We start from the raw sequence: 24317 nt of genomic DNA, 5'->3' as shown, positions 1-24317 counted from the left end.
CAAAAAGGGGCCGCAATGCGGCCCATTGCAGTCATTACTGACAGCTACCAATCAGAGTCCAGGTATTGTCGCTACCCGGCACGCTATTGGTGTACCAGTTGGCCTGATACAGATTGCCTTGATAGGTCATTTGGTCGCCGCCCAGCAAATGGGTATTGGGACCACCGTCATAGTCCGCATGCAGCCAGTTCGGGTACTCAGTCACACCGCTACACTGACCCGTGGTGACAGCACAGCCACTGCTATCGACCGTCACACCGGGTTGAGTGGCCGGACACTGGTCCGCAGAATTCACTACACCGTCGTTGTCGTCATCCAGACAGCTGGGATCATTGTTGCACCCGGAGTCTCCGACCGCCTTGATCTCAATCCAGTTGATATTCCAACCACCAGTGACCGCAGCGATAGCGAGTTCGGTGGTGCCAGCAGGCAGACTAACGGTGTGAGAAACTGTGGTCCAGCTCTGCCAACCTCCGGTGCCTCCAAAGCTTACGCCGCCGTACTCCACAGAACCACCCGGCTGCTCCAGCTTCAGGCTGCCGCCACTTTCAGAGGCCACGCGATAGCTCACCTCGTAGTTACCGGTGCTGCTTGCAGGCAGGGTAACGTTATAAGTCATCCAGTCACCGGCATCGATCCAGCCCACATTCTGACCACCACCGACGTCGGTAGTTGCCTCTACTTGGACGTCGCCTGCATCACGCCAGTTTTCCGCTTCAACACGTACAACTTCTCCACCAGGATTGCAGTCTGTAGTGCACGGCTCGACATCAACTCGCAACCAGTTCAGGTTCCAGCCGCCAACTTCAGCGACAACACCTAGGATCTGCTGACCCGCCGGAAGCTGTACCTGATGGGAGATATCCATCCAGCCCTGCCAGTCACCGGTATTTGGTACATCGACAACACCATAGGTGTTCTCACCACCACCCTGCTCCAGCTTAATGCGGCCACCGTCCACGCCGGAAGCAACGCGGTAGGTAACGGTTGCGGTGCCTGCCTGTGGCAAATTCACGTCAAAGGTCAGCCAATCGCCATTGTCAATCCAGCCGGCATTCTCGCCGCCACCAAAATCACTGGTGGTTTCGAATTCAACACCTTTTGCCTGGCAGAAGCTCTCTGCTTCAATCTGGGTACCGTTGCCACCCACATCACAAGGACCATCAATGATGGTTTCGGTTGGCTCACGGCCACCAAGAATCTCCTTGATGAAATACCCGGATTCTTTCAAAGTACCATCGGACCAGAAGAATGAGCTGGATTCTTCTTCGCCCAGGTGATTAAAGTCTTTATCGTTGTAGGCCCAGGCGGCATGACTAATGCCGTTACTACGCAAGAAGTCGATCCACGCCCATGTTTCATCCCGATTAACCGGACCCGCCCCGTTAGCATTCACCATGCCCCATTCAGTGGCAAACAAAGCAATGCCGTTATTCAGGGCCGCCTGCGCTTTGGCCCGCAATTCGGCTCTGTGGGTATTCGCGTAGAAATGGATGGTGTAGGCCAGGTTCGAAACATTGGCCGGGTTGGTTGAGGCAATATCGACATCCTGGGACCACTTAGGTGTCCCCATAATAATCAGGTTGTCCGGGTCGATAGAGCGGATGGTATTGCCAACTTGCTCCGCGTAAGGCTTCAGTGTGGAGTGCCAATCAACGTGCTTGGGCTCGTTGTAGATTTCGTAGATAACGTTGTCGTGCTGGCCCCACTTCTGTGCTACCGCTCGGAAAAAATCTTCCGCAGCCCCGGGATTCGTATGAGCGATATGACTGTGATAATCCACAATTACATACATATCGTTATCGATCGCGGCCTGTACGACGGTATCCAGGCGCTGCATATTCGAAGCCCAATCATCCTGCACGCCACCGGGCTCACCGTGACCAATGGCCGCACGGACAATGTTTGCACCAAATTCATTCTTGATGCGAGCTACTTCAGCGGCGGTGTAGTACTTCTCTCCGCCCCAGTTGTTATTACTCCAAAACAGGGAAATACCTTCAAGGCTCTTTACCTGCCCCCCCACCAATACCTTATTGCCTTCCACACGCAATGGTTCTACTGCCGCCGCACCACTCGCTGCGACCATAAGACCAAGCACCGAACACACTGCGGCGACTTTTTTTCCGGCCCGACCGAGAATGGACCTACGTCTACTTTTTTGATTCATTATTCTCACCATCTAAGAGTTATTGTTGGGAGAGCAAAATCTAGAGACGAAGAAACCAAAAGTCGTACCAAAACCAGTATTAAACGAACCTGGGACGAAAACTGGTACACAAGAACCATATCGAAAAGGAGTCAGTACGGAAAAAGACTTTTTGTCTCTATACACGACCAAAAGAAAAGAAATAAAAAAAATCGATAAAGCGGATTAATACATAGATAAAATTTTTTAGCGAAAAACTCGCCAGTGGTAACAGAGAAGAAGGAGTTCCAGGTGCTCTCTCCTCGTCCTAAACACCGCGTAACTATAGTCAGCCGCCCCTATCCTCAGATAACCTGTGTCAGATGTCATCCCACTACAATGTCATTCCACAAGGCTGCAAAAAGACGTATAAAGGTAGCAAATACATAATAATCAAATACAGGTGGACTCCCGATGCACTTCACCCGCACGCTCCTCATAGCCATTCTTGCTCTGGCATGTAGCAACATCCAGGCCGCTACGCTTATCCACAATATTGCTGGCTATCACACGACATCTGATGGCCTTGAGTCATTTGAGGCGCTGATCTTTGACGATGGCAAGATCTTGGCAACCGGCAAACTGGCAGATTTGAAGGAAAAATTCCCCGGATCAAACGCACGGGATGCTGGAGGCAGGACACTATTGCCTGGGCTAATAGATGCACATGGTCACGTCCTCGCACTCGGACGACTAAGGCAGGAATTAGATGTAAGGGATCTTTCCCTGGAAGAAACCCTCGGCGCCACAAGAACATTTGCCAAAGATAAAGCTGCGAACGAATGGATTTTGGGGCGCGGCTGGAACCAAGTACTCTGGTCTGGCAAGCGATTCCCCACAAAGTCTGCACTCGACAAGCTCGACATCCCCAATCCCGTCTGGCTACGCCGGGTTGATGGTCACGCAGGTTGGGCCAACTCTGCCGCCTTGCGGCTCGCCGGCATCGACCGAGAAACGGAAAATCCGGAGGGTGGTGAGATCATCAAAGACCGATTGGGTGAGCCGAGCGGGATCCTGATAGACAATGCCATGCTGCTACTGGAGCGCGCCATTCCTCAAGCGGGGCTGCAACAGGATAAAGCCTCGTTAAAGGCCGCATTCAAAAGCGCCCTGTCACTGGGCCTGACCGGTATTCACGACGCCGGGGTGGACAGTAATACCCTGCAGGCCTACCGTGAACTCGCCGCCGAGGGTGCCATTCCACTGCGCATTTACCCAATGATTGCCATCGAGGATGAAAACCTCACAACACTCCTCAAAGCCGGCTCCATCGGCGCGCCCGACCAGCGACTCTACGTGCGCAGCATCAAACTCTCGGCCGACGGAGCACTTGGCAGCCATGGCGCAGCGCTACTCGCCCCGTATCAGGACAAGCCCGATGAACGCGGCCTCCTGCTCCACCCGGAAGATAAAATCCTCTCGCTACTACGGCTTGCAACCGAGCACGACTTCCAGGTCAACGTACATGCCATTGGCGATCGTGCCAATCACATTGTACTCAACCATTTGTACACCCTGCACAAAGACAACAACCAGAAACCGTACCGCCACAGGGTTGAGCATGCTCAGGTCATGCTGAAAAACGATATACCACGATTCCCATCGCTCGGCCTGATCGCCTCAATGCAGCCCACCCACGCTACCAGCGACAAAAACATGGCTGGTGACCGACTGGGTGAAGAACGCCTCGAAGGCGCCTACGCATGGCGCACCTTTCTAGAACAAGGCACCAAGATCGCGGGAGGGTCCGACTTCCCGGTGGAGCCCGCCAACCCGTTGTTTGGGCTCCATGCCGCGGTTACCCGGCAAGATCGTGCCGATACGCCGCAAGGCGGTTGGCGGCCAGAGCAAGCCATGACACTCACTGAAGCGTTACGGGCATTCACCCTGGATGCAGCCTATGCAAGCCACCAGGAAAACCTGATCGGCAATCTGGAACCGGGGAAGTTCGCGGACTTTATCCTACTGGAGAAAAATATATTTGCGATTGCCCCGGAAGATATTTGGCAGGTAGAAGTTGCCGAAACCTGGGTTGAAGGCGAGCGCGTTTACACGAAAGCCGATTGAACTAAATAAACTCTTTTCCCGGGCATCCACGCCCGGGAATTAAAAGGCATTCAAAGATCTAAAGCCTTATGGAGTTTGGCAATGGCACAAAACCCACTTTTCCAAAAAATCTGCGCAGCGACAGCCTATACGACCGGAATTCTAGTTTTGGTCAGCAGCCTTAGTGGAGCATCGTCTTTCGCCGCTACTCCGGCGATAAGTGTCACCACGTACGGGATTCTTCCGCTCACGCGTACGCAGTACCAGAACAAACTACGCGGCTTCTGGTTGGGACAAAGTCTTGCCAACTGGACGGGGCTAGTCACTGAAATGGACAAAATCGGTGGCCCGGGCCCGCACGGTGTCTTCTACACCCGGGACGACTGGGGAAAACCAGATCAGCCCAGTATTTGGGGGCAAGGTGTGCCCAGTGACTTGTCCGCAACCATCGACTGGGTTCTGCGCCGGCCTGGGGAAGTGTGGGGAGCGGATGACGACACCGATATCGAATACATATATCAGCACCTACTGGATCAACACCAGACTACAATGCTCACCCCCGAGCAAATTCGCGACGGCTGGCTCACGCATATCTATTCGGACGAAAACACCCCTTTCACCACTGCCGATGGGAAAGCGGAAAACTTTCTCTGGGTATCCAACCAACGGGCACACGACTTAATGCGTGAGCAATCTCTACTGCCACCGGAGACCAGCGAACCCAACCACAACCCCCACTTCGACATGATTGATGCGCAGCTGACCACGGAGATATTCGGCCTGTTTGCGCCCGGAAGGCCGGACATTGCCCTCGCCATGGCCCACCTTCCCATCCGCACCACCGGACGTGAAAATGCCGCCTGGGCGGCCGAATTCTATGTTGTGATGCATGCTCTCGCTTCGGGCATCGATTCGACGCGCCCGGTTAAGCCACAACTCTTCGCCATCGCCGAACGTGCGCGCCAGCAGCTCCCGCCGGGAAGCTACAATGCAGATATGTACGACTTCGTACAAGAGCAGTACCAACAAAAGGTACCCTGGGAAACAGTGCGCGATAGCCTGCATAAAAAATATCAAATCAACGGCGAAGCTGGTTACGACCTCAGTACACGTAACCTCTATTGCAACGGCTGCTTCGCCGCCGGCATCAATTTCGGCGCAAGCTTAATCAGCCTGTTCTACGGTGAAGGAGACTACCGAAAAACCGTAAAGTTAGCGGTGTTAATGGGTTGGGATTCCGACAACCCGGCCGCCACCTGGGGCGGATTACTGGGTTTTATCTACGGACATGAAAAGCTCACTGAGTGGTTTGGCCCACTATCTGATGAATTCGACATTCATCGTACCCGTGGCGGGTTTGCCAATAGCGGTAAAGATACCTTTTCTGACATGGCGCGGGTGGGCGTGAGTATCGTAGATCGAGTAGTTAAAGACGAACTGGGAGGCTCGATAGATACAAAAAGCGATTACTGGCACATCCCACGCTTTGAGGAAAATTCATTATTCGAATTACCTGAAGAGTTACCCAAAGAGGTACACGATAACCAAAACCCTGAGAAATCACGCAATGATGCCGAGCCCCTCGCGGTTCTATCCCTGAATATTTACGGTCATGGCACTATGCCGGCGGCCGCGACCAGGTATGCGCAGCTCGTTACCGACCACAATGTAGATCTGCTGGCTGTGCAGGAAGGTGTCGAAGATTGGCAGATTCAAGGCCTGCCCACCGATTACCGACGTGCAGAAGCTCTGGCCAGCGCTTTGGGAAACTGTTGGGTGCGCCGCTATCAAGTTTTTGCCAACCGCTGTAGGGGGCTGGAATTCGAGCACAATGAACGCTTTGATATGACTGATGGACCAAACGCAGTACGCACAGGTGAATTGGTTGTCGTTCGACGTGGTGTCGATCGTTTCGGCCTGATTGACGTACACTGGGATCACGAAAGCGAACGGGTGCGTCGCGCCAATAGTCGAGAAACCACCGCCGCTGCAACCTCTCCGCACTTACGCGGAATCCCGCTACTGGTGGTGGGCGATTTCAATACAGCCTGCGATAGTGCGACAACCCAGGCACTCGCTTCCAGTACAGACTTGTCGCTTCTTTATGGAGATGGTATTGACTGCGGCTTTGCACGAGACGTTAAAGGCAGCGGAAAAAGTATTGACGCCGCCCCATCAGACCATCCCGGTATTTTACTAAAAGTAACTGCTTTGCAACCCTAAGTTCCGCGAAGATTCGATGCTCTGAATACTATTCCATTAATCCAGCCCATCCCACTACAACTACAATTCGACCGATAATAATCACCGAGGTCAGACACTACGCCCTTAAGTGCCGGTTTCTGTACTGTAATACGAAGGGCCGCTATGCGGCCCATCTTTATCTACTGGCAGCTACCAATCAGTGTCCAGGAGTTATCACTTCCAGGCTCGCTATTGGTGTACCAGTTCGCCTGATATAAATTTCCCTGATAGGTCATTTGATCTCCGCCAAGAAGGTGGGTGTTGGGACCGCCCGCATAATCGGCGTGAAGCCAGTACGGATAAGCGGTAATGCCATCACACTGGTTGGTAGTCACTGTACATCCTTTGCTGTCGACAGTGACACCGGGTGCCGTTGCAGTGCACTGATCTGCTGCATTAACAACACCATCGTTGTCGTCATCCAGACAACTTGGATCGTTGTTGCAACTGGAATCTGTAACCGGTTTAATTTCAAACCAGTTGATATTCCATCCGCCGCTTATGGCAGCAATCGCAAGTTCTGAGGTATTTGCCGGTAGGGAAACTGTATGAGATACGGTGGCCCAATTCTGCCAGCCTCCCGTAGCGCTGAAATTGAGGGTTCCGTATTCCACGGAGCCTCCGGGTTGCTCCAGCGTTAAACCCCCGCCGTTACTCGCGGACGCCACACGATAGCTCACCTCATAGCGACCTGTATTGCTGGCTGGCAAGTGGATGCTGTAGGTCATCCAATCTCCGGCGTCAATCCAGCCCACATTGTCTCCACCATCGATGTCGGACGTTGGCTCAATTTGAACCTCCCCGGCCTCGCGCCAGTGTTCTGCCTGAATACGCACGGAATCACTTTCAATTGGGCAGCCACTGTTTTTTGCAGAGCCGACGGTCTGCGGACAGGCGTCGAAGGGGTTGCGCACCCCGTCGTTGTCATCATCCAACAGCGAACAACCGTCACCATCCACCGGTGCGTCGAGCGGTGTTTGCGGACACAAATCGACATCGTTACTCACGCCATCTTCGTCATCATCGCCGGGAACGGGACAGCCTAGGCTGTCTACTTCTACACCTGTGGGAGTGCCCGGGCACTGGTCGAGCCGGTCCGGCACGGTGTCCCCGTCCTCATCCGCCACCGGCACATCTGACTGCCAGCGAAAGGTTACCGCGGTACGCGGAGCGATAGTATGCTCGAACGCCGAGTCCTCCCATGCAACCGAAACCATCTGATCGCTATTCGACTTGTTGTACACCAGAGCCACCAAAGTGCCATCTGGATTTTTCAGCGCAACGTTTACGATGCTTTCAGAGAAGTCTGTGGACGCAACTCGGCGCGCACCAGGCTGCATAAAGCGGGAGAGTTGCGAAATAATGTAGTAAGACACATGACGCGTAAGCCCCTGCCCACCCTCTTCTACGGTGATCGCGCCCAGGCACGCAGTACAACCGGTTGGGGTGGTAGGCGGTGAGGTTACGAGGTTCCATTCGAGTACTGTGCGCGCATAGTTCCGTAGGGAACCCATTACCACCGTTTCCATATGCCAGGCGAGGTCGCCATCAAACGCCGCAGCCCATCCCGCGGGCGTATCGTCTTCGGGCCTGCCTGTCCATTGCTCGGTAAAGTAAACGTCTTTACCACTCGCGTGATAAACATCACTCATGGTACTTATTTCACCCGCGTACAGGTGGAACGCGGAACCATCAATGTACTGGCTCTGGGCTACGCGGATGGGAAACTCCGGGTGGTCGAGATTGTGATCAAAGCCGAGTAATTTGATATGTCCAAGACCGGCTTGCTGCAATGCCGGGCCGACATAGTTTTCTATCAGGTCGTACTGCTGCTCGGCATTCATCAGCATACTGGGTTCATTCCAAGGGTTTTCTGGCTCGTTTTGCGGCGTCATCCCCCAGATCGTAATACCCTCAGCAGCCATGGCCTGAATATATTGCACAAAATAGTTAGCCAAATCGGCGTAGTGCTCGGACTTGAGCGCCCCGCCGACCCAGTCATTGTTGGTTTTCATCCACAATGGTGCAGTCCACGGCGTGGCGAGGACTTTGATCTCTGGATTTATGGCGAGGATTTTCTTTAGCACAGGGAGCAAGGTCAGCGTGTCAGGCCCCTGCATAGAGAAACTGCGGTCGCTGCCTACTTCGGTAAAGGTAAAGGATTCCCAGGTGCCGGCAGATTGGTCGTTATCTACCATGCGAACCAGAAGATTGTCATCGATATGCAGCCGGTCGTGATTTCCGAAGCCTTTTAGCGGCAATGATAGGAAGTAAGCGCCATGCCCTTCGCCGGGTGTCAGCTCCCATTTTTCCCACCAGCCGTCAGAGGAAGTTTCCTGCATATCCGCCATATTGGTATCGTCGGTGCGCAACCGAGGCACGCTGCCACCGGCAGCGCGATCAATAAAGAACAATCCATCGCCCGCAGGGACAAATTTCCACTCGAAGTCCGGCCCGTGCGGTGAGTCAGGTGCTGTGTAAGGATCTTCGTTAGAGCCACTGGCACCCAGGCGCACGCCGTGGGCGGGCATGTCGATGTAGTAGGTCTTACCCGGATCCGGAATAAAGTTTTCCTGGCTGCGGGTTTCGTCACTATAGGTGTACAGAGATGTAGAGAGATCGGATGCGCCGATGCTGATTCGCACCATGGAAACGTTGTTTCCCACCTGCGGATGGAACATCTCGTTTAGAAACGCATTCTGTTCGGCTTCTGGTAGCAAAAGGATGGCCGCTGCACTGGCTTGCGTGAGTGCATAGCCGAGGCCAGTTACGGATTGAAACGTTTGCGAAGGGTCAATTTCAATCGCAAACCCGTTTGTGGCGGCGGGCTGGGTAAACGGGAGGTCAAGAACCTGTTCATGTAGCAGTTTGCCTCGGTCGCCTTGGGTAGTGAGGACACTAACCTCCTCCGCCAGTGACAAGCTGGCAAATGCCAGCGCGGACAGGGTCAGCACCGTTAGCGATGCTCTTCCGTTCTTCTTCATTATTCTCACCATCGAATTTGTTCATTATTGAGGGAGTGAAAAATACGGAGATTCTTGGGGAGCGTCGTATCAATAAGAGAGTTTTCTTAATTTCGTACGGGTTCGCATGACCTGACGCCAGCCGAACGCGCAGATTTGGACTTATCCACTGAGTTTAGGAAAGCACAAAGTCAAAAGCGATAACGTGCAGGCAGGTGTATAAGTACAAAAAGCCCGCGCTAGCGCGGGCTTTTCATATGGTATGGATATCCGCGATCCCCTATAGCGGCAATCGTTAAGCCGCCTAGAAAATCAAGAATCAATCGAGCTTGGTCAAACTAAACCAGTTCAGGTTCCAGCCACCAGTCGGTACGCCGATACCAAAGTCCTGAGAACCTGCGTCCAGATAAACATCCATGCTTATCGTGGTCCAGTTCTGCCAATCACCGGTGGCGGGCACGTTCAGGGTGCCGTATACCGGACTGCCGCCCGCTCGTTCGAAGCTCAGCTGGCCGCCGCCCTGAGAGGCTACCCGGAACTCCACGCGGTAGTTGCCAGCACTCGGTACGTTTACACCGTGGTATGCCATCCAGTCACCGTCATCGAGATAGCCTACATTCTGGCCACCGCCTACATCGGAGGTGGACTCCACTTCCACACCACCCATGAAGCTGTAGTTCTCCGCCTCGATGAGAATGGTTTCACCGGGTTTTGGATCGGGGTCTGGATTGGGGCCAACAGACTTAATATCCAGCCAGTTGATATTCCAGCCTGGGCCTACTGCGGCGACCGCTACCTGCTGATCACCTGCCGGCAGACTTACAGTTTGAGATATTGTTGTCCAAGACTGCCAATCCCCGGTGTTGGGTATGTCAAGCTGACCATATACCGGTGAACCACCTTTACCTTCAAACTGCAATACACCACCTGCACCATTGGCCGCTACACGATAAGAAATTTCGTAATCACCTGCCGCCGGAACATTGATGCGATAGGCCATCCAATCGTCGATATCGATATAGCCAACGTTTTCACCCCCGCCGGTATCGCTGGTGGCTTCGGTTTGTATCCCATCGGCGCCACAAAACGCTTCGGCTTCGATGCGTCCGGGTACATTCACCGCAGTTGCAGAATCGCAGTCATCACCGCCTCCTGCGGCGCCACCCCAGTTGAGAATAATGTCGCGGACCTTGTTGCCCGATGCCGTCAACTGGGCGGAATCCCAGCTGCCAGTGGTACTTGCACCTGGTACCAGTGCAGAGGCACCTTCGGACTTATCGTTGATCGACCAGTTGGCATGACTGATATTGTTGTTCTTAAGAAATTCCATCCACGCATCGGTCTCACCGTAGTTAACACCGCCGTTACCATCGGCATTGACGGTGCCCCACTCGGTCACAAACAACGCGATACCGTTATTCAACGCGGTCTGCGCCTTGTCACGTAACCATTGGCCGTGGGAACCGGAGTAGAAGTGCAGGCCGTAGGCAATGTTGACGTGGCCCTGGATGGGGTCAAAGGAAGCGTCATCCACGTCTTGAGACCAGTTCGGGGTGCCGACAATAATCAGGTTGTCCGGGTCAATTGAACGGATTGATGAGATAACGGATTCTGCGTATGGCTTAACGCCACTGGACCAAGAGACCTGCTTCGGCTCGTTAAAAATCTCGTAAATAACATTGTTGGTATGACCATAATCGGCGGCCATGCGCGAGAAGAAATTGACCGCCTGACTCCAGTCATGTTCATTCGCGTAATGGGAGTGCCAATCGATAATCACGTACATGTCGTTGGCAATGGCTGCATCTACAATGGCACGAACTTTAGCTTCGTTCCCTGCAGGATCATCAAAGTAGCCGCCCGGATCTTCCACGCCCATGGCAGCACGTACCACGCCGGACTTCCAATCGGACTTCAACCAGCTGACGGTACTTGGGTTATAAAACTTCTCGCCCCCCCAGCCATTGTTACTCCAGAAGAAACTGTTGCCTGCCACACTACCTTGCTGGCCACCAATCAATACTTGGTTACCATTAACAGACAGTGGTTCAACCGCAAAGACGCTACTGGACATCAGCGCCAGCGCGGCCAAAAGCATGCTTTTACGTGCTTTTCCTACAGGAAATGCACACCCATTTTCATTCTTCATCAGATAGTCGCTCCGTTTCATTACTATTGTTATTTGTGATTTAACGGCTAAAACACGTTATCCGAGTAACCGTTCAAGAACTTGTCGCTCGGATAAACCGGGTTCAATATGTCACTGAACAAAGCGAGTAAACGCCCCGATGAGGTAAAGCGGGATAGAAAACAGTTATTCCGGACAACCAATAAAAAACCGGCTAATTAGCCGGTTCACAATCAATTCCAAAGAAACTCTAAAAAGTTACAGCAACTCGTTTTTTACTTTTCCGCACCGTTGACAGCGTGATTCCGTGACCAGCTTTCCTTGCTTTACATCAAATTTTCGCTCGGCCACCACCTTCCATTTGTGAAATCCGTCACGACATAAGCTACTGCCCTTATGCTTTTCCCAAGCCGTCTTCCGCTTGAATTGGATGACATCTCCCACCATTTTCTCCACTTGAAGTGCTTCTTTAATATCTTGCTACGCAAAATATCTCTATTCGGATGATTTTGCGCCACACGGCGCATGTTTTCTTTCTATGCAGGATATACAACGCGCTGCGTTAACGGAATCCCATTGTAAATATCCCCACTCAGCTTACGAGGAACTCCAGAAAAACACCCAAATAAATGCAAAACGCACCAATTTCTACCGATAGAAGGAATTGGCGAATTTAAGTCCAACTTACCGGGCAAACCGGTTTGACGGGGCTATAAGTCGCGCCTAGTTTGAAGCGTATCACCCGATGTAAAAGCCATGGATGGGCGCCGCCGATGAGTCAATTTCTCGACCGTCTCACGTTCTTTCGCAAAAAAACAGAAAAATTCTCCGCCGGCCACGGCATCACCACTGAAGATCCACGGGACTGGGAAGATGCCTATCGCAAGCGCTGGGCCGCCGACAAGATCGTGCGCTCCACCCATGGCGTGAACTGTACCGGCTCCTGTTCCTGGAAAATCTACGTAAAGGGCGGCATCGTTACCTGGGAAACCCAGCAGACCGACTACCCGCGCACCCGTCCCGACCTTCCCAACCATGAGCCGCGCGGCTGCCCGCGCGGTGCCAGTTACAGCTGGTACCTGTACTCCGGTACCCGCGTGCGCTATCCACTGGTGCGCGGCAGGCTGGTGGAAGCCTGGCGTGCTGCCCGGGTCAGTAAGTCGCCGGTAGAAGCCTGGCGCTCCATTGTCGAAGATGCTCCCACGCGCGAAAGCTGGGTGTCGCGCCGCGGTCGTGGCGGCTTTGTGCGTATTGGCTGGGATGAAGTGGCGGAGATTGTCGCCGCGGCAAATGCCTATACCGTACATAAGCACGGCCCCGACCGGGTTGTGGGTTTCTCCCCCATCCCCGCCATGTCCATGGTGTCTTACGCCGCAGGCGGCCGCTATCTGTCACTGATTGGCGGCACCCTGCTCAGCTTTTACGACTGGTATTGTGACCTTCCTCCCTCCTCCCCCCAGACCTGGGGCGAACAGACCGACGTCCCGGAGAGTGCCGATTGGTATAACTCCAACTATCTGCTGGTGTGGGGATCCAACATTCCACAGACGCGCTCACCCGATGCACACTTCTACAGCGAGGTGCGCTATAAGGGCACCAAGAGCGTCGTGGTCTCGCCGGACTACAGCGAGGCCTGCAAGTTCGCCGACCTGTGGCTGCACCCCAAACAGGGCACCGACGCGGCGCTGGCGTTAGCGCTCGGGCATGTGGTGCTTACCGAGTTCTACGTTAAACGCCAGGTACCCTATTTCATCGATTACGCGCGGCGCTATTCTGACCTCCCCTTCCTGGTAAAACTGGTTGAGCGAGACGGGAAGCTAGTTCCGGATCGCTTATTGCGCGCAGCAGACTTCACCGACGCACTCGGTGAATCCAACAATCCGGATTGGAAGCCCGTCGCCTACGACGAAAACAGTGGCGACATTGTGTGCCCCGCCGGCTCCGTCGGCTTCCGCTGGGGCGAACAGGGCAAGTGGAACCTGGAAGAAAGAGACGGCCAGGGGCGCGATACCAAATTGCGCCTGAGTCTTGAAGACATCGCGGAAAGCCGCGAGGCGGTCTCCTTCCCCTACTTTGGCAGCGACGCTCCGGAAACCTTTGTCGCCACCAATCACGATGATGTACTCGAACGCAATGTACCGGTGGCCACACTAGAGCTAAAGGATGGCAGCTGCCGCGTAGCCTCCACCTTCGACCTGTTTATGGCCAACTACGGTGTCGACCGTGGCTACGGCGGTGACAACGTCGCCACTAGTTTTGATGACGATGTGCCCTTCACGCCTGCCTGGGCGGAAACTGTGTGTGGTGTGAAGCGCGATGCCATCATTCAGGTTGCCCGTGAGTTTGCCGGTAACGCCGAGCAGACTGAAGGCCGTTCCATGGTGATCGTCGGTGCAGGGCTGAACCACTGGTACCACATGGACATGAATTACCGCGGCATTATTGCGCTACTGGTGATGTGCGGTTGCTGCGGTAAGTCTGGTGGTGGTTGGGCGCACTACGTGGGGCAGGAAAAGCTACGCCCGCAGACCGGCTGGCTGCCCGTCGCCTTCGGACTCGACTGGACCCGCCCGCCGCGGCATATGAATGGAACCTCGTTCTTCTATGCCCACACCGATCAGTGGCGCTACGACTCCATGACCGTGTCGGACATCCTCTCCCCCACCGCCCCGGAGGGCGACTGGGATCACGCGATGATCGACTACAACGTGCGCGCGGAGCGCATGGGTTGGCTGCCATCTGCACCACAATTGCAGCAGAACCCACTGCAGGTTGCGAAAACGATCTTCGAGTCCGATACAAACCCGGACAGTGCTGTGCCGGAAATGCTGAAGTCCGGTGCGCTGAAGTTTGCCTGTGAAGACCCGGATAACCCGGATAACTGGCCGCGCAACATGTTCTTCTGGCGCTCGAATGTGCTGGGTGCCAGCGGCAAGGGCCATGAGTATTTCCTCAAGCACTTTGTCGGTTCACAGCACGGCGTGGTGGGCACGGAAGACAGCAACCCGATCAAGCGCCCGTCTGAAGTCGTCTGGCACGATGAGGCGCCCCAGGGCAAACTGGATTTGATGGTCAACATCGACTTCCGCATGTCCACCACCAGCCTCTACTGCGACATCGTCTTGCCCACCGCCACCTGGTATGAAAAGCATGACCTGAATACCTCGGACATGCACCCCTTCATCCACCCATTAACCGCGGCAGTCGATCCGGTCTGGGAATGCCGCAGCGACTGGGAAATTTTCAAAACCATCGCGAAAAAATTCTCCGAAGTGTGCCCGGAAGTTCTCGGTGTAGAAAAGGATTTGGTGCTGACACCGATTCAGCACGATGCTCCCGGCGAAATCGCCCAGCCCTACGAACCGAAAGACTGGAAGCGCGGTGAGTGCGAGCCTGTGCCCGGAAAGACCATGGCCTCGGTCGCAGTGGTGGAGCGGGATTACCCGGCAACCTACCAGCGTTTTATTTCCCTCGGCCCGGCGCTTGAGGAAAAAGGTAATGGCGGCAAGGGACTTAACTGGAACACCGAAACCGAAGTCAAAAACCTCGCCAGCCTGAACGGTACCCATCAAGACGGTGACTGTGCCGGGCGTCCCAAAATCGAAACCGATATTCAGGCCTGTGAAGCCATCCTGATGCTCGCGCCGGAAACCAACGGTGAGGTCGCAGTAAAAGCCTGGGAAGCACTGGGTAAAGCCACCGGCCGCGACCACGGCCACCTAGCGGAAGGTAAGGAAGAGGAGAAGATTCGCTTCCGCGACGTGGTATCGCAGCCGCGCAAAATTATCTCCTCACCCACATGGTCCGGCATCGAGAGCGAGCACGTGTCCTACACCTCGAACTGGACTAATGTGCACGAGTTGATCCCGTGGCGCACCATCACCGGCCGCCAGCACCTGTATCAGGATCACCTGTGGATGCGCGCGTTCGGCGAGGGCTTCGTAACCTGGCGCCCGCCCATCGATACCCGCTCAGTGAAACAGGTACTCGGCAAGATCCCCAATGGCAACCCGGAGATCCAGCTGAACATTCTCACCCCGCACCAGAAGTGGGGCATCCATTCCACCTACACGGAAAACCTGATCCTGCTGAGCCTGAATCGCGGTGGGCCGGTGGTATGGATTAGTGAAGTGGATGCGAAGCAGGCGGGTATTGAAGACAACGACTGGATCGAAGCCTTCAATATCAACGGCGCCCTCACTGCGCGTGCAGTGGTCTCGCAGCGAATAATGGCGGGCACCGCCATCATGTACCACGCACAGGAAAAGATCGTGAATACTGTGGGCTCGGAAATCACTAACCAGCGCGGTGGTATCCACAACTCGGTGACACGTATCAACGTGAAACCTACCCATATGATCGGCGGCTACAGCCAGCTCGCCTATGGGTTCAATTACTACGGTACCGTCGGTGCCAACCGCGATCAGTTCGTCGTCGTTCGCAAGATGAACGAAGTCAACTGGTTCGACAAGGAAGTACACACCTGACAAATCACCGTCAGAAAATCGCAGTATTCGCACCAATAAAACGCTGGTGCATACAGGCAGTAAATTTTTCGGATTAACGCCGAAGCAGCACAGGGAATTGTGATGAAAGTCCGCGCGCAGATCGGGATGGTGTTGAACCTCGACAAATGCATTGGGTGTCACACCTGTTCCATTACCTGTAAAAATGTATGGACCAGCCGCGAGGGCGTTGAGTACGCCTGGTTCAACAACGTTGAATCCAAACCCGGCATTGGCTACCCCAAGGACTGGGAAAACCAGGAGCGCTGGAAAGGCGGCTGGATCCGCAAGAAGAACGGCAAGCTCCAGCCCAAGGCTGGCTCCAAATGGCGCATCCTTGCGAACATCTTCGCCAACCCGGACCTACCGGAAATTGATGATTTCTACGAGCCCTATACCTTCGAGTACGAATGGCTGCAGAAGGCACCGGAACTGCAAGCCCAGCCCTCGGCCAAACCGCGTTCCATGGTTACCGGCCAGGCACTCACCAAGATCGAGTGGAGCGGCAACTGGGAAGACGACCTGAGCGGCGAATTCAGCAAGCGCTCAGTGGATTACAACTTCTCCGGTATCGAGAAAGAAATCTACGGTCAGTTCGAACAGACCTTTCTCATGTACCTGCCACGTCTGTGCGAACACTGCCTCAACCCATCCTGTGTGGCCTCCTGCCCTTCCGGTGCCATCTACAAAAGGGAAGAAGACGGCATTGTGCTGATCGACCAAGACAAATGTCGCGGTTGGCGTATGTGCGTTTCCGGCTGTCCCTACAAGAAGATTTATTACAACTGGTCCTCCGGTAAATCGGAGAAGTGCATCTTCTGCTACCCGCGTATCGAAGCCGGTATGCCCACCGTCTGCTCCGAAACCTGTGTGGGGCGCATCCGTTACCTGGGCGTCATGCTGTATGACGCCGACCGTATCGAGGAAGCCGCGGCGGTCGAAAATGAGAAAGACCTGTATGAGGCTCAACGTTCGATCTTCCTCGACCCCAACGATCCAGAAGTGCGCGCCCAGGCGCGCAGAGACGAAGTGCCGGAAGCGTGGCTGGAGGCGGCAAAAAAATCACCGGTCTACAAAATGGCCATGGAGTGGGATGTCGCCTTCCCGCTACATCCGGAATACCGCACCCTACCCATGGTCTGGTATATCCCACCGCTCTCCCCCATCCAGTCCGCAGCAGAGGCCGGCAAGATCTCCACCAACAATGGCATGCCGGATGTGAAGTCCCTGCGGATTCCCATGCGTTATCTCGCCAACATGCTCACCGCCGGCGACGAGGTGCCAGTTGCCACTGCGCTCGAACGCATGCTCGCCATGCGAGCCTATATGCGAGCCAAGAGCGTCGACGGCGTTACCGACAGCTCAATCCCCGAGAGCGTGGGCCTCGATGTACAAACCATCGAGGAGATGTATCGGTATATGGCGCTGGCCGCCTATGAAGACCGTTATGTAATCCCGACCAATCATCGGGAGAAAAACGAAAACACCTATCACCTTCGCGGCAATATCGGTTTCGGCTTTACCGAGCCACACAACGGGCGCACCAAAAACAAAGATGTATTTGGTGGCCCCAAGAAAATGCCGCGCAAACCTTTTACGGATTCTCCCTGATGACACGCACACTACGCGCTCTGGCGCTACTGCTGGACTACCCAAGCGAATCGCTCAAGGCGCACTTTGCCGAAGTACGCGAAGCACTGGAAACCGAGGGTTTTTTGAAGCCAGAAATCCTGGCCAAGCTGCAACGGTTGATGCATAACTTTGAGGTGCTTTCGGTACTCGAACTGCAGATGAACTACTCCGAGTTATTCGACAACTCCCGTGCCTTGTCTCTTCACTTCTTTGAGCACATTCACGGTGAAAGCCGTGATCGTGGCCAGGCTATGCTCGACCTGGGTGAGGAATATGTAGAACGCGGCTTCTATATCGAACGGGATGAACTTCCAGACTTTATCCCCATGTTTCTCGAGTTTACCTCCTGCCTGAAGATCGACGAGGCCCGCGACTGGCTATCCCAGCCATCCCATGTATTCGCGGCCCTGAAGGAGCGACTCGAAGAGCGCGATTCAGAGTACGCCGGAATCTTCGACGCGCTACTCACACTTGCACAGGAAAAACCCGACCCGGAAGCGGTGCGCGAACTGGTAGAGCGTGCCAAGGCTTCAGAGAAGACTTCAATTGATGAGGTTTGGGAGGAAGAGCAAGTGACGTTTATGGCTTCCCAACCGCACAAACCAGTGAACAAGATTGTCGAACGCCTGAAGGCGGCCGGTAAATTAATCATGTCTTCCAGCGACACCTGAAAAAGGTAGACGAGGCATAGTCATGCACGACTTTATCAATTATCTGTTATTCGGCTGGTACCCCTACGTCGCCCTGACGATCATGATACTCGGCAGTATCATCCGCTTCGATAAGGGGCAGTATGGTTGGCGATCCCAGTCGTCCCAATTTCTGCGTCGCAAGCAGATGATGTGGGGCTCCAACCTTTTCCACCTTGGCATCCTCGTGCTGCTGTTCGGTCATTTTGTTGGCTTGCTCACCCCGATCGGTGTGTTCGACGCGCTGGGTATCAGCCACAGCTTCAAACAATGGATGGCACTCAGCGTGGGCGGTATCGCCGGTATCCTGGGCTTTATCGGTTGCACCCTGCTCCTGCACCGCCGCTTGTACTATCCGCGCATTCGCAAAAGTTCATCTAAGGGCGATATTCTGGTACTGCTGTTCCTGTGGTTACAGTTACTACTGGGGATCGCCACCATTTTCTGGACCATTGACCATATGGACGGCAGCGCCATGGTGCTGTTTATGGGCTGGGCACAGGGTGTCATTACCTTCAATCCCGATGCGGCAAACCTGATTATCGATGCGCACCTGGTGTACAAGCTGCACATCATTCTCGGGTTGACCCTGCTGGCTATCACGCCGTTCACGCGCCTGGTGCATGTGTTCAGCGCACCTTTCGCCTACGTGTTGCGCCCGGGCTACCAGATCGTGCGCTCGCGGCGGCTCGCGCGCAGGACCAACACCCCGCCGCCAAGCTCGGCACCATCCTCCGTCCCCTCCAGAGAATCCTAAGCAAGTAGCATTCTATGAGCAGTGATAACAAAGACAGCGCCGTACAGTATGTGGAAATCCCGGCGGTAGAGATCCCGGCAGTGGATGTCACCGATGCACATCCAGAACCACAAATGCCATCAGCCTGTGAGACTGGTGGTTGCGGTTGCGCCACCGGTGCCAGTGAGCCGTTGCCCACATTTTCATTCGGCGAGGTTACGGTGAATGGAGTGTCGATCGGCGAGGATGTCATCTCGCGGGAAATGCAGCATCACCGCGCCGAGAGCGCCGAAGACGCTTGGCAAGCGGCCGCTCGCGCACTGGTAATCAAAACACTGCTGTTACAAGAAGCCAACGATCGTAATATCGCCGCGCAAACCGATGATGACACCCGGGTGCGCACACTGCTGGAGCAGGTACTAACACCGGAAAAAGTACGCGAAGAAGAGTGTCGCCGCTATTACGATACGCAAACCCATCGCTTCCGCACCCCTGACCTGTTTGAAGCGGCGCATATCCTGATTGAACCGAATGAGCAAAGCGAATCAGCCTGGCAGGAGGCCGAACAGTCAGCACGCAGCCTCATTGAGCAGCTAGGTGATGATGCGCAGGCATTTTCCGAAGCTGCCGAACAATATTCCGGTTGCCCCACCGCCCACCAGGGCGGCTCGCTCGGACAAATTCGCCGTGGCGAACTGGAGCCGGCACTGCACGATGTGCTGGAGACCCTGGCAGAGGGAACCCTAAACCGTAAACCCGTGCGCAGCCGCTTCGGCTGGCACCTGATTCGCCTCCATCGAAAGATAGATGGGCGGACCTTACCTTTCGATATGGCGCGGGAAAAGATTCTCGACATGCTGGAAGCCCGTGCCTGGGTGAATTCCGCCTCCCACTACATTGCCGGATTGGCCCAAAGGGCCGATATCGAAGGTGTGGAAATTGATTCTGCAGCGGACGCTGTTACCAATGTGAGTACAGAACATGAGTGATCGCAAACCACCGAAAGATTCCGATCTCAATCCGGACCTGAGAGCAAAAACCGACGAGACCTACGGGCCAGACCAGCAGGGACGAGACCCCATGGAGACCATCTCATCCACAGGTAAGGAAGGACGCGAGTGGCCCGTGATATGGATTGTGGTCGCGATCATTTGCGTATTGATTTCACTCTTTATCTTTATCGCATAACAGTCTTAGACAGCAATATCGTGTAAGCCTATTGAACTGGCTGGTTAACGCAGGGAAAACTTACCATGGATGCCCCGTCTGCCGTCTCAAAGTCTGATCAGAATCGCGCGCTCGCGCTGAGTACGATCGCCTTCACCGTCTGTTTTGCGGTGTGGACAATCTTCTCGATCATCGGTATTGCCATCCAGGAAGAGTTGCAACTCAGCGAATCCCAGCTAGGCATTCTCATCGCCACACCCATTCTCACCGGCTCGCTGACCCGGTTGATCCTCGGTGTATGGACCGAGCGTTATGGCGGCCGTTTGGTGTTTTCCATACAAATGCTGCTCACGGCAATCGCCACCTGCCTGCTCGCCGTGGCCTCCACTTACCCGATGTACCTGCTCGCAGCTCTGTTTATCGGCTTGGCAGGTGGCTCCTTTATTATTGGCGTTACCTATGTTTCGAGCTGGTTTGAGGCAGAACGCCAGGGCACGGCACTGGGCATCTTCGGTGCGGGTAATGTGGGTGCGGCGGTCACAAAATTTCTAGCGCCTTTCATTCTGGTTGCCTTTGGCTGGCATGCAGTAGCGTATGTTTGGGCCGGCGCACTCGCCCTGATGGCGGTGATTTTTTACCTTTTCGCCAAAGATGAGCCACAACTGGTGGCACGAAGAGCTGCGGGTACCAAACCAATCTCGCTTACAGAGCAATTTGAGCCGCTCGAAGATATTCGGGTGTGGCGCTTCTCGCTGTATTACTTCTTTGTATTTGGCGGCTTTGTTGCGCTGGCACTGTGGATGCCGCACTACCTGATCGACGTTTACAAGGTGGACCTGAAAACCGCTGGCATGTGTGCCGCGGCCTTCTCCCTCTCCGCATCGCTGTTTCGCGCCTATGGCGGGCACCTGTCCGATCGCTATGGAGCGCGGTCGGTTATGTACTGGACCTTCGGGTTTTCGCTGTTTCTGCTGTTTATGCTGTCGTACCCGCCGACCCAGTACATCATCCAGACCAAAAATGGCCCACTCACCTTCTCCACAGAAATGGGATTGTGGCCGTTTGTGGTCACCCTATTCATTCTCGGCTTCTTTATGAGCTTGGGTAAGGCCGCCGTTTTCAAGCATATCCCCGTGTATTACCCCCACCATGTGGGCTCCGTTGGCGGGCTGGTTGGCATGATTGGCGGGCTGGGTGGATTTATCCTCCCTATAATTTTTGGTATGGCATTGGATCTTACGGGCATCTATACCAGTTGCTTTGCGATTCTGTTTGCCATCGTCGTGTTCTCGCTGATCTGGATGCACCTCGCGATTCAGGCCGAGGATCACCACAGCGCACACGAAACAGAATTCCGGACAGAAACCGATAGTGAACGAGTATCCACCGCAGTAACCGAGCAGAAGGCACAGGAACTGCTCAACAAAGGGGAAAGTACCATGAAGGAAACGGTGCTCAAGGAATGGCACCCAGACGACGAAGAGTTCTGGGAAACCAAGGGGCGCGCCATCGCCCGGCGCAATCTGTGGATATCCATCCCCGCCCTGCTGCTGGCATTCGCGGTGTGGATGGTTTGGTCTGTAGTCGTCGCCAAACTCCCCGCGATCGGGTTTAACTTCACGTCTTCGCAACTATTCTGGCTGGCCGCGCTGCCGGGGCTTTCCGGCGCCACGCTGCGTATATTTTACAGCTTTATGGTGCCGATCTTTGGCGGGCGATTGTGGACAACATTATCCACAGCATCGCTGTTACTCCCCGCCATTGGTATGGGCTATGCGGTACAGAACCCCGACACCCCCTTCCTTATCTTCCTGATCCTGGCGCTGCTTTGTGGCTTCGGTGGCGGTAACTTTGCTTCATCCATGGCGAACATCGCCTTCTTCTTCCCAGACAAGGAGAAAGGTAACGCGCTGGCACTGAATGCGGGGCTTGGTAACCTCGGTGTATCGTTGATGCAGTTCCTGGTGCCGATTGTGATTACCATCAGCGTGTTTGGCGTGCTCGGCGGCGAGCCGCAGTCCACCAGTGAAGGCACCAAGGTATGGATGCAGAATGCCGGGTTTATCTGGGTGCCGATGATTATCCTGTCGACCATCGCCGCCTGGGTGGGCATGAATGATATTGCCGATGCCCGCTCCAGCTTCAGCGACCAGGCCATCATCTTCAAACGCAAGCACAACTGGCTGATGTGTATTCTGTACACCGGTACTTTCGGTAGCTTTATCGGCTATTCCGCCGGCTTCCCGCTACTGGCCAAACTCGAATTCCCGGATGTGAATACCCTGCACCTGGTATTCCTCGGCCCATTTGTTGGCGCGTTGAGCCGTGCCGGTAGCGGCTGGCTAGCGGATAAGTATGGTGGTGCACGGGTAACTTTCTGGACCTTCGCACTGATGATTGTGGCTACCCTCGGGGTAATCTACTTCCTCAACAACAATGAAATGTCCGGTGCCTTCTGGGGCTTCTTCGGCTGCTTCATTGCCCTGTTCTTCCTCACTGGTATCGGTAATGCATCTACCTTCCAGATGATTCCGGTGATCATGGGCAAAGAAATTCCGAGGCTAATGCCACAATTGAAAGGAGAAGACCTAAACAAACAGGTAGATCGTGAGAGCGCGGCGATTATTGCCTTTACCAGTGCCATCGCCGCCTACGGTGCCTTCTTTATCCCCAAAGCCTACGGCACCTCCATCAATATGACCGGTGGCCCTATGGCTGCGCTCTGGGCATTCCTGATTTTTTACGTAATCTGCCTGTTCCTCACCTGGCACTTCTACTCTTCTCGTCGCGGTATGCTGTACGAGATTGAGCACAACAAGAACAAGGGCTAGCGGACTCCAACCGGCTACTTTTCTGAAAATTTCAGGAGATATCAAAGTAGCCGGTTTCTCAACATATTCGGCCTATTCCCCCTCCATATTCACTCAATCCAAGATCTACACATCACTATCAGCCTGAAAACCGTCGAAGAGTACCTCTCGCTATCGTTGACCCGTTGGGCAACGAGACATCCCGAATGTTAGACTCTGAGTTGCTTTCGACTAACAACGTGCAAATAGAGTGGCATGCCCTCCTCTATAATGGATCTGGTGCAGATTTCCTATGAAGAACGCAATTAAGCAGGTCGCCATTACCGGCGGTACACACGGCAACGAATTAACCGGCGTGTATCTGATTAAACACTGGTCATCCTGCCCTGAGGAAGTACAACGAGATAGTTTTGCGACCGAACTGCACCTGACCAACCCCAGCGCCAATCAACAGGTCAGACGCTATATTGATCAGGACCTGAACCGCCAATTCAATATCCAGGACCTCAACAATCCGGAACTAGACGGCTGTGAGCAGCAGCGTGCTAAAGCATTGAATACACTGCTAGGTCCCAAGGAAGATCCTAGAGTCGATTTTGTCATCGACCTGCATACCACAACGGCAAATATGGGCATGTCACTGGTATTCAACACCAGTGATCCATTCGTGGTAGGTATGGCCTTTTACATTAAGCAAAAGATGCCCCACGCCACGCTGTTTTTTCATCCGAGCGACCGCCTGGAAGACAACTTCCTGACATCTGTTGGGCGTTTCAATGGTTTTCTTATTGAAGCTGGACCGGTCGCTCAGGGCCTGCTGAATTATCAGGTCTATTCGGAAACCCGCACCGCAGTAATGCATGCGCTGGATTATCTGGAGAAAGTGAATGCGGGTGGCACGCTCGATCTGCCAAGACAGATGAGCGGTTATCAGTTTATTGAAAAGATCCGGCTACCTGAAGATTCCACTGGTGAAATAACTGCTATGGTTCACCCCAATTTGCAGGACAAGGACTATCACCCGATTAATCCGGGCGACCCTCTGTTTATTACCCTCGCTGGTGAAACGATTCCCTATCAAGGAGATACCACCGTATACGGTGCGTTTATTAATGAAGCCGCGTATTACGATCAGCACATTGGTCTGAGCTTTATGCGAGAAGTCGATATCACACTGAATGACGTAAATTAAGCCGATAAATCCCAAAT

General features: G+C 54.2%; 14 protein-coding genes. 10 read left to right on the top strand and 4 right to left on the bottom strand.

Going from position 1 to position 24317, the window contains the following annotated elements; translation table 11 throughout:
* Nucleotides 1–34: 34 nt before the first annotated feature.
* The gene (locus Mag101_RS04945; protein ID WP_232325139.1) at nucleotides 35–2089 is read right to left on the bottom strand and encodes a cellulase family glycosylhydrolase; all 2055 of its coding nucleotides are present in this window, start codon (nucleotides 2087–2089) and stop codon (nucleotides 35–37) included.
* A 513-nt stretch (nucleotides 2090–2602) separates the two neighbouring features.
* Here Mag101_RS04945 and Mag101_RS04940 point away from each other — a divergent pair.
* Together Mag101_RS04940 and Mag101_RS04935 are read left to right on the top strand one after the other, a co-directional pair.
* Nucleotides 2603–4255, top strand: coding sequence for an amidohydrolase (locus tag Mag101_RS04940; protein WP_077401637.1), 1653 nt, complete (start codon nucleotides 2603–2605; stop codon nucleotides 4253–4255).
* A gap of 309 nt (nucleotides 4256–4564) precedes the next feature.
* Entirely contained in the window at nucleotides 4565–6457 is a 1893-nt protein-coding gene (locus Mag101_RS04935; protein WP_232325138.1) for an ADP-ribosylglycohydrolase family protein, read from the top strand.
* A gap of 161 nt (nucleotides 6458–6618) precedes the next feature.
* On the opposite strand, the gene Mag101_RS04930 is transcribed toward Mag101_RS04935, so the two are convergent.
* The 3 genes from Mag101_RS04930 to Mag101_RS18105 all read right to left on the bottom strand — a co-directional run bounded on the left by Mag101_RS04930 (nucleotide 6619) and on the right by Mag101_RS18105 (nucleotide 12013).
* Nucleotides 6619–9462, bottom strand: coding sequence for a carbohydrate-binding protein (locus Mag101_RS04930; RefSeq protein WP_198040094.1), 2844 nt, complete (start codon nucleotides 9460–9462; stop codon nucleotides 6619–6621).
* 298 nt (nucleotides 9463–9760) lie between these two features.
* The gene (locus Mag101_RS04925) at nucleotides 9761–11590 is read right to left on the bottom strand and encodes a carbohydrate-binding protein (protein WP_077401628.1); all 1830 of its coding nucleotides are present in this window, start codon (nucleotides 11588–11590) and stop codon (nucleotides 9761–9763) included.
* Between the two features lie 237 nt (nucleotides 11591–11827).
* Nucleotides 11828–12013 carry a hypothetical protein gene (locus Mag101_RS18105; RefSeq protein ID WP_077408058.1) on the bottom strand — a complete coding sequence of 62 codons (186 nt, stop codon included), beginning with the start codon at nucleotides 12011–12013 and terminating at the stop codon, nucleotides 11828–11830.
* 329 nt (nucleotides 12014–12342) lie between these two features.
* On the opposite strand from Mag101_RS18105, the gene Mag101_RS04915 reads away from it, so the two are divergent.
* From Mag101_RS04915 to Mag101_RS04880, 8 genes are all read left to right on the top strand, one after another.
* A complete protein-coding gene (locus tag Mag101_RS04915; RefSeq protein ID WP_077401623.1) occupies nucleotides 12343–16056 on the top strand; it encodes a nitrate reductase subunit alpha in 3714 nt (1237 codons plus the stop codon).
* Between the two features lie 102 nt (nucleotides 16057–16158).
* Nucleotides 16159–17685 carry a nitrate reductase subunit beta gene (gene narH, locus Mag101_RS04910; protein ID WP_077401620.1) on the top strand — a complete coding sequence of 509 codons (1527 nt, stop codon included), beginning with the start codon at nucleotides 16159–16161 and terminating at the stop codon, nucleotides 17683–17685.
* Nucleotides 17685–18377 (top strand): nitrate reductase molybdenum cofactor assembly chaperone, encoded by a 693-nt coding sequence (gene narJ / locus Mag101_RS04905; protein WP_077401617.1) that lies wholly within the window; start codon nucleotides 17685–17687, stop codon nucleotides 18375–18377. Before narH ends, narJ begins: the two co-directional genes overlap by 1 nt.
* Nucleotides 18378–18399: 22 nt before the next feature.
* Nucleotides 18400–19152 carry a respiratory nitrate reductase subunit gamma gene (gene narI / locus Mag101_RS04900; RefSeq protein WP_077401614.1) on the top strand — a complete coding sequence of 251 codons (753 nt, stop codon included), beginning with the start codon at nucleotides 18400–18402 and terminating at the stop codon, nucleotides 19150–19152.
* A 14-nt stretch (nucleotides 19153–19166) separates the two neighbouring features.
* Nucleotides 19167–20120: a peptidylprolyl isomerase gene (locus tag Mag101_RS04895; RefSeq protein WP_077401611.1), complete on the top strand. Its 954-nt coding sequence runs from the start codon at nucleotides 19167–19169 to the stop codon at nucleotides 20118–20120.
* The gene (locus Mag101_RS04890; RefSeq protein ID WP_077401607.1) at nucleotides 20113–20319 is read left to right on the top strand and encodes a hypothetical protein; all 207 of its coding nucleotides are present in this window, start codon (nucleotides 20113–20115) and stop codon (nucleotides 20317–20319) included. The genes Mag101_RS04895 and Mag101_RS04890 overlap by 8 nt, the downstream gene beginning before the upstream one ends.
* Nucleotides 20320–20384: 65 nt before the next feature.
* Nucleotides 20385–23129, top strand: a complete 2745-nt coding sequence (locus Mag101_RS04885; protein WP_077401604.1) for a nitrate/nitrite transporter — start codon at nucleotides 20385–20387, stop codon at nucleotides 23127–23129.
* Nucleotides 23130–23400: 271 nt separating this feature from the next.
* Nucleotides 23401–24300, top strand: a complete 900-nt coding sequence (locus tag Mag101_RS04880) for an aspartoacylase (protein ID WP_077401601.1) — start codon at nucleotides 23401–23403, stop codon at nucleotides 24298–24300.
* Nucleotides 24301–24317 lie beyond the last annotated feature (17 nt).

It is taken from the genome of Microbulbifer agarilyticus (assembly GCF_001999945.1).
GTDB classification, from domain to species: domain Bacteria; phylum Pseudomonadota; class Gammaproteobacteria; order Pseudomonadales; family Cellvibrionaceae; genus Microbulbifer; species Microbulbifer agarilyticus_A.
Note: the sequence above shows the minus strand (reverse complement) of the source record. Positions and strands in the feature narration are given on the sequence as shown.